Origin of the sequence: Mesorhizobium sp. M7A.F.Ca.ET.027.02.1.1 (genome assembly GCF_004022985.1) — a bacterium.
Taxonomy (GTDB): Bacteria; Pseudomonadota; Alphaproteobacteria; order Rhizobiales; family Rhizobiaceae; genus Mesorhizobium.
The window spans coordinates 1-7,226 of sequence record NZ_RZOL01000320.1 but is presented as its reverse complement, the minus strand read 5'-3'; the positions used below and the strand labels follow the sequence as shown (position 1 = coordinate 7,226).

At 62.6% G+C, this 7,226-nt stretch carries 6 protein-coding genes and 1 pseudogene; 4 read left to right on the top strand and 3 right to left on the bottom strand.

Annotation, left to right across the window (positions count from 1 at the left end; all coding sequences use genetic code 11):
- Together EN749_RS26665 and EN749_RS26660 are read left to right on the top strand one after the other, a co-directional pair.
- The coding region (locus EN749_RS26665) for a class I SAM-dependent methyltransferase (protein ID WP_189367712.1) at window positions 1–371 on the top strand (371 nt) is incomplete at its 5' end.
- 121 nt (window positions 372–492) lie between these two features.
- Window positions 493–1,489: pseudogene (locus tag EN749_RS26660) on the top strand (glycerophosphodiester phosphodiesterase family protein).
- Window positions 1,490–1,523: 34 nt separating this feature from the next.
- Here the strand turns inward: EN749_RS26660 and EN749_RS26655 are convergent.
- Both EN749_RS26655 and EN749_RS26650 read right to left on the bottom strand, forming a co-directional pair.
- On the bottom strand, window positions 1,524–3,500 hold the full coding sequence (locus EN749_RS26655; protein WP_128364293.1) for a bifunctional 2',3'-cyclic-nucleotide 2'-phosphodiesterase/3'-nucleotidase: 1,977 nt from the start codon (window positions 3,498–3,500) through the stop codon (window positions 1,524–1,526).
- A 146-nt stretch (window positions 3,501–3,646) separates the two neighbouring features.
- Complete coding sequence (locus EN749_RS26650; RefSeq protein ID WP_128364292.1) at window positions 3,647–4,912, bottom strand: NAD(P)/FAD-dependent oxidoreductase; 1,266 nt, start codon at window positions 4,910–4,912, stop codon at window positions 3,647–3,649.
- A gap of 163 nt (window positions 4,913–5,075) precedes the next feature.
- Here EN749_RS26650 and EN749_RS26645 point away from each other — a divergent pair, with 163 nt between their 5' ends.
- Window positions 5,076–5,729, top strand: coding sequence for a 5-formyltetrahydrofolate cyclo-ligase (locus tag EN749_RS26645; protein WP_127269075.1), 654 nt, complete (start codon window positions 5,076–5,078; stop codon window positions 5,727–5,729).
- A gap of 145 nt (window positions 5,730–5,874) precedes the next feature.
- Here the strand turns inward: EN749_RS26645 and EN749_RS26640 are convergent, their stop codons facing one another.
- Window positions 5,875–6,348, bottom strand: coding sequence for an Lrp/AsnC family transcriptional regulator (locus EN749_RS26640; protein WP_127269076.1), 474 nt, complete (start codon window positions 6,346–6,348; stop codon window positions 5,875–5,877).
- 155 nt (window positions 6,349–6,503) lie between these two features.
- Here EN749_RS26640 and EN749_RS26635 point away from each other — a divergent pair.
- On the top strand, window positions 6,504–7,226 hold a 723-nt coding region (locus tag EN749_RS26635), incomplete at its 3' end, for an NAD-binding protein (RefSeq protein ID WP_189367710.1).

The window sequence follows — 7,226 nt, the reverse complement described above, 5'->3', positions numbered from 1 at the left end:
GTCTAAGGCCTGGCGGCACCGCCGGCCTGCAGATCATCACCATCAACGAAGCCGCCTACGACACCTATCGCGCCAGGCCGGATTTCATCCAGCGCTACGTCTTCCCGGGCGGCATGCTGCCGACACCGTCGATCCTGAAGGCACTGGGCAAGGATCATGGCCTTGCCCATCTGCGCGAGCGCGTGTTTCCGGACGACTACGCGCGCACGCTTGCCGAGTGGCGCCACCGGTTCTGGGCGTCATGGGAAAAGATCGTCCCGCTCGGCTTCGACGACCGCTTCAAGAAACTCTGGGAGTTCTACCTGCACTATTGCGAGGCTGGCTTCCGCGCCAGCTACATCGACGTGCGCCAGGTGGTCTACAAGGCGTAAGCCGACACGCTCTTGACCAGGCTATGTCGAGCATGATCTCGACATCGCCGCGCCGTCGCCGTCAAAAAGTCCGATCGCGAAGCAGAATGCCGGGCAGGACGGACGAATCGGAAATCACCTGATGCGCAGACGGACGATCTTCTTCGGCGTCATTGTTGTCGCTGCGGTGGGCATCTGGCTCAACAACACCTCGCTGTTATCGAATCGCCCCGCCGGCAAGCCGGAGATGCTTGCCCATCGCGGCCTTGCCCAGGACTATTTGCGCGCAGGCATGACAGGACAGACTTGTACCGCCAGTCGCATGTTGCCGCCGCGCCATGGCTACCTCGAAAACACAATTCCCTCGATGGAGGCCGCCTTTGCGCTGGGCGCCGACGCGCTCGAACTGGATGTTCACCCGACGACGGACGGCAAGTTCGCCGTCTTCCATGACTGGACGCTGGATTGCCGCACGGAAGGCACGGGAGAAACGCGCAGCCATTCCATGGCCGAGTTGAAGGCCCTCGATGTCGGCTATGGCTATACGGCGGATGGCGGCAAGACCTTTCCATTCCGCGGCAAAGGTATCGGCATGATGCCATCCCTGGATGAGGTTCTGACGCACTTCCCGGCCCGCCGCTTCAACATCAACGTCAAGAGCAACGATCCGGGCGAAGGCGAAAAGCTGGCCGCATGGCTTGCCACGCTGGCACCAGCCGAGCGCGGTTATCTCTCGGTCTATGGCGGCGACAAGCCGATTGCCGCGGTCAAGGCTGCGCTGCCGGACATGCATACGCTAAGCCGCGCATCGCTGACGCAATGCATCCTGCGCTATGCCGCAATTGGCTGGACCGGCTACGTTCCGGATGCCTGCCGCAAAGGCACCTTGCTCATCCCCGTCAACGTCGCGAAATGGATGTGGGGGTGGCCAAACCGGTTTCTCGATCGCATGCAAGGAGTCGACAGCCGCGTCTATCTGCTCGGCCCTTATTCCGGCGGCGACTTTTCGCAAGGGCTCGACGATCCCGAACTGATCAAGCAACTGCCGGACGGCTATTCCGGCGGCATTTCCACGGATGCGCTGGATCTCGTCATGCGACATCAAGGAACGTTTCGGCTCGGATCAATCCACGCCGTAAGGGGCTTGGATCGAGCCGCCTCGCAGCCCACCCTTCAAAGCAGGATGCGGTATTTCGCGAAGCCCGCCTTGCCCTCGCCCGCCGGTTCGATCCTCAGCGATTTCACCTGCGCAACGAAATCCTTGGCCCTGGGGCCGGTTTCGAAGACGGCGCTGGCTCCAGGCAGCGGTGCGAACGACCAGTTGTCGTCCGCCGACGGGTTGATCGTGCCCTCGCTGACGATATAGCGGACGATGACATCGCGATTGGTGTCCGGCGCCTCGTAGATGATCTTCGAGGCATTGATGTCGGGGAAATTGCCGCCGCCGCCAGCCCGGTAATTGTTGGTCGCAACGACGAATTTCTGATTGCGATCAATTGGCTTCCCATCGAAACTCAGGTCGACGATGCGATTGGCGCCAGCGTTGGCCAGCCCGCCCTTGGCATCGTATTTCGACGGCTGCGACAGATCGATCTTGTAGGTGACGCCGTCGATGACGTCGAAATTGTAGGACGGAAAATCAGTGTTGATGAGGGCCTGGTCGGCCTTATCAGGCTCGATCCGGTTGAAGATGCCGGCCGACATTTCCAGCCATTCCTTAACCTGCGCACCGGTGATTTCGACCGCACGCACGGTGTTGGGATAGAGATAGAGGTCGGCAACGTTCTTGATGGCGATGTCGCCCGCCGGCACGTCGGTATAGTAGTCGGCGCCGTTGCGCCCGCCGGCCTTGAACGGCGCGGCCGCCGATAGCAGCGGCACATCCTTCCATTGCGTGTTCTTGAGGATATCCCTGAGGTACCAGGTCTGCGCCTGGCTGACGACCTGCACCGACGGATCGTCGGCGACCAGCGCGAAATAGGAATAAAGCGGCGCGGAGGTCTTGCCGACGGGACGCCGCACATAGGCCAGCGTCGCCTGGTGGTCCTGTTCGAGGGCCGCGATGATGCGCTTGTCGTCCGGGACAGTCGGCTTGTTCTTGTTGTCGAGGCGTTCGAAGATCGGCCGCGCTTCGGAGGTGGCTGAAACGACCTTCCATTTCGACCCGTCACGCTCCAGCATCAGGTCGATCAGCCCCATATGCGAGCCCCAGAAACCGCCCATGACGGCGGGTTTACCCTGCAGCGTGCCCTTTTGCGTGTCGACACCGTCGAGCGACTGGAAATCCTTCTTGCCGGGGAACACCAGATGCTGGTGGCCGGTGAACACCGCATCGATGCCGTCGACGCCCGCGACGAAGAACGAGGCGTTCTCCATCATGTCGCCCTGCTTCACGTCGATGCCGGAATGCGACAGCGCAATGACGATGTCGGCGCCCTCCTCCTTCATCTGCGGCACCCAGGCCTTGGTCGCCTCGACGATGTCGCGCGTCTTGACGTTGCCCTCGAGGTTCTTGAGATCCCAGACCATGATCTGCGGCGGCACGAAGCCGATGATGCCGACCCTGATCGGCTGCTCGGCGCCCGAACCGTCCTTGATCTTCTTGTCGAGGATGACATAGGGCTTGAGATAGAGCTTGTCGTCGCGCGGGTTCGCGGCAAGCTCGGTGCCGCGGATCAAATTGGCGCAGACGAAGGGAAAATTGGCGCCGGCCAGCACCTTATCCAGGAACGACAGGCCGTAGTTGAACTCGTGGTTGCCCAGCGTCGAGCACTCGTAGCCAAGCAGGTTCATGCCTTTCATGATCGGATGCAGGTCGCCGTCCTTCAGCCCCTTCTCATAGGCGATGTAGTCGCCCATCGGATTGCCCTGCAGCAGGTCGCCATTGTCGATCAGCATCGAATTCACGGCTTCCTTGCGCACAGCATCGATGAGAGACGCCGTGCGCGACAGGCCCAGCGTGTCGTTCGTTTTGTCGGAGTAGTAATCGTAAGGCAGCACGTTCACATGGATGTCGGTGGTCTCCATGATCCGGAGATGGGCCTGGTTGGCTTGAGCGCGGGCGGAGAACGGATGCAGCATGATCAGTGCCCCTGCGGCGGCGCTCGCAAGGAGATCGCGGCGGGATACGGGATGGAGCAGTTGCGACATGTTTTCTCCTTCGACAACTGACAAGCCCTGCCCCGAAGCGAACTTCGCTCTGAAACCTGCCTAAGTCCATTCAACAAGTCGCGCGCATGAAGCCGCCACTCGATCAGCAACGGATGACGTGCGGATGAACGATCGGGGCGAGGAAATCAGCCCTTGTCGTCGTCGCCTTGGGTGATCAGCCGCGCGCTGCGCTGGCCTGTCGCGTAAATCCATAGCCAGCTCAGCGAAACCGCAAGCCGGTTGCGAAAACCGATCAGGAAATAGATGTGCGCCACTCCCCACAGCCACCAGGCCGCCCAGCCGGTCAGCTTGAGCCAGCCGAAATCGATCACCGCGGCGCGCTTGCCGATCGTGGCGAGATCGCCGGCATGTCTGTAATGGAAAGGACGCGCGGTCGTGTCGCCGCCGAGCCTGCCCTTGATGGTGGCCGCAACATGTCGGCCCTCCTGCTTGGCGGAAGGCGCGACGCCGGGCACCGGCCGGCCATCGGGCCGCAGCACAAGGGCGGCGTCGCCGATGACGAAAATCTCCGGGCTGCCAGATACAGTCAGATCGGGCTCGACCAGCACCCTGCCCGCGCGGTCCGCCTTCGCTCCCAGCCATTCAGCGGCCGGCGAAGCGGCAACGCCGGCTGCCCACAGGATCGTTCGGGCTGCCAGTTGCTTATCGCCAAACACAACACCTTCGGCGTCGCAGCGCGTGACGGCCCGGCCAAGCTCGACCGTCACGCCGAGCCGCTCGAGCGCTTTGCTGGCATAGTCGGAAAGTTTCGGTGCGAAATTGGCCAGAATGCGGTCGCCGGCCTCGATCAGCACCACACGCGTCTGCCGCGCGTCGATGTTGCGGAATTCGCCGCGCAGCGTGTCATGCGCCAGCTCGATGATGGTGCCGGCAAGCTCGACGCCGGTCGGCCCGCCGCCGACGATCGCAATGGTCAGCAACGCCCGGCGTTTGGCCGGATCGGTCTCCCGCTCGGCCTGCTCGAAGGCCAGCAGAATTCGCCGCCGAATGCTGGTGGCGTCCTCCAGCGTCTTCAGGCCCGGGGCGAAAGGCTCCCATTCGTCGTGGCCGAAATAGGCGTGGCGGGCACCGGTGGCGAGCACCAGCGTGTCGTAGGCGACCGCGCTGCCGTCATCGAGCAGCACGCGCTTGCCGGCGCGGTCGACACCGGTGACATTGGCGAGCAGGGTCGTCACATCCTTGCGCTTGCGCAGGAGGTGGCGGATCGGCCAGGCAACCTCGGAGGTGGCCAGCGCCGTCGTCGCCACCTGATAGAGCAGCGGCTGGAAGAGGTGATGGTTGCGCTTGTCGATCATGGTGATACGCACCGGAGCGCCAGCAAGTGCACGGGTGAACTCGAGACCGCCGAAACCCGCGCCGACAACGACGACATGATGCCTGGCTTCATTCATTTCCTTCACCCCGATGGCAAGATTGGCTGTCCTGGATGTAGGTATTTTTGTGCAATGCAACAACAGATGGACGGTGCCCGAGACTCGTCGTTCCATGTCGTGAATGCACATGTTGTATCGTATCGCGAGGTATAGCGTCATCGAACACGCGATGAGGTGAGGCATGGCCAACGATCGTGACGACGATGCTCCGGCGCAGTATTCTTCGCCGCCCTGTTTCATGCACGAGCTCGATCCGGAATTCCGTGCGCCTTCGAGCGACTGGATCGATGTGAGACGCTGGCGCAAGGCCGAACGCGAACGGCTGATCGCTGCGCGTCTCGCCGTTTCGGCCGACGCGCGAGCGGTAATGTCGCAACGCATCGCCGATGGCCTCGACGCGATCATCGGCGAGATCGCCGGGCGCATGGTCAGTCTCTACTGGCCGTTTCGCGGCGAGCCGGATTTGCGGCCTTGGATGGCGTCCATAAACGAACGCGGCGGCCGCACCGCTCTGCCCATCGTCATCGACAAGGGGCACCCGCTGATCTTCCGCGCCTACAAAGCGGGCGACCGGCTGGAGAAAGGTGTCTGGAACATCCCAATCCCGGCCGAGGGCGATCCGGTGCTGCCGGACATCGTCATCTCGCCGATCGTCGGCATCGATCCCCAGAACTACCGCCTGGGTTATGGCGGCGGCTTCTTCGACCGCACGCTGGCAGCGATGCCGTTCAAGCCGCTGGTCATCGGCGTCGGCTACGAGCTGCAACGCATCGCGACCATCTACCCGCAGCCGCACGATATCCCGATGGATCGGGTGGTAACGGAGGCCAGCTAGTCCAGGCTGTGCTGAGATTCAGGTCAGGCCGAGTCGAAAATGGTCGCTTCCGAGAACGGGAGCGGAGCGTACTTTTCGTACGCGAGCACCGGAAGCGCATGGAGCTACCATTTGCAGGCCGGCATCACCTGAATATCAACGCAGCCTAGGCCATTTCCGGCTTCATGCCCATGGCGGTCCTGTCGACGATTTCGCGTAGCGCAAAGGACGAATTGATCTTGGTCACGTGCGGCATCGCCGACAGCCATTCCTTGTGGATGCGCTCATAGTCGACGAGATCCTTCGCCGCGATCCGCAGGATGTAGTCGTACTCGCCCGACATCAGGTGACAGGACAGCACGTTCGGGCAGCGTTTGATCGCCGCCTCGAAATCCGAGAGCGTCTTCTCGAACTGTCCCGACAGCGATATGTGCACGATCGCCGTCATCTGGTGGCCGAGTGCTGCATTGGAAAGCCGGGCATGATAGCCGCGGATAGTTCCGGATTTCTCCAGATTGTCGAGCCGGCGCGAACAGGCCGACTGCGACAGGCCGACCTTCTCGGCCAGTGCCGCATTGGGTATCCTGCCATCCTTCTGCAAAGCCTCGAGAATGGCGATATCAATCCTGTCGAGCCGCATTTTTCGTGAATCCTGCGAATATCCAGCTATTTCGCGCAACGATTATCGAAACCTGCCGGTTGGCGCAAGCGCATTCGCAAACACCTGCGCAACGATTCGTGGTTCACTCCATCCATACAGGGAACGAGCCCAAAGGGCCGGATCAGGAGAAGAAAATGCGCGTCGGCTGCCCCAAGGAAATCAAGAACCACGAATACCGCGTCGGCCTCACCCCCGGCTCGGTCCGCGAATATGTCGCCCATGGCCACGAAGTGCTGGTTGAGACCGGGGCCGGTGCCGGCATCGGCGCCGATGACAACGCCTATCGCGCCGCCGGCGCCACGATTGCCAAGACGGCCGCCGAGGTGTTCGCCAGGTCGGACATGATCGTCAAGGTCAAGGAGCCGCAGCCCAGCGAATGGGCGCAGCTTCGCGAAGGCCAGATCCTGTACACCTACCTTCACCTTGCTCCGGATCCGGAGCAGACCAAGGGCCTGCTTGCGTCCGGCGTGACGGCAATCGCCTACGAGACCGTGACCGACGACCGTGGCGGCCTGCCGTTGCTGGCGCCGATGTCGGAAGTTGCCGGACGCTTGTCGATCCAGGCCGGCGCCACGGCGCTGCAGAAGGCCAATGGCGGCCGCGGCGTGCTACTCGGCGGCGTGCCCGGCGTGCTGCCCGGTAAGGTCACCGTGCTCGGCGGTGGCGTCGTCGGCCTGCACGCGGCCAGGATGGCGGCCGGCCTTGGCGCCGACGTCACCATCATCGACCGCTCGATCCCGCGCCTGCGCCAGCTCGACGACCTCTTCGCCGGCCGCGTCCACACCCGTTACTCGACTGTCGAGGCGCTGGAAGAAGAGTGTTTTTCAGCCGACATCGTCGTCGGCGCGGTGCTGATC

Coding starts and splice junctions, on each gene's coding strand:
- EN749_RS26655 (WP_128364293.1), bottom strand. CDS start 3,500: ATGTCGCAACTGCTCCATCCCGTATCCCGCCGCGATCTCCTTGCGAGC.
- EN749_RS26650 (WP_128364292.1), bottom strand. CDS start 4,912: ATGAATGAAGCCAGGCATCATGTCGTCGTTGTCGGCGCGGGTTTCGGC.
- EN749_RS26645 (WP_127269075.1), top strand. CDS start 5,076: ATGGCCAACGATCGTGACGACGATGCTCCGGCGCAGTATTCTTCGCCG.
- EN749_RS26640 (WP_127269076.1), bottom strand. CDS start 6,348: ATGCGGCTCGACAGGATTGATATCGCCATTCTCGAGGCTTTGCAGAAG.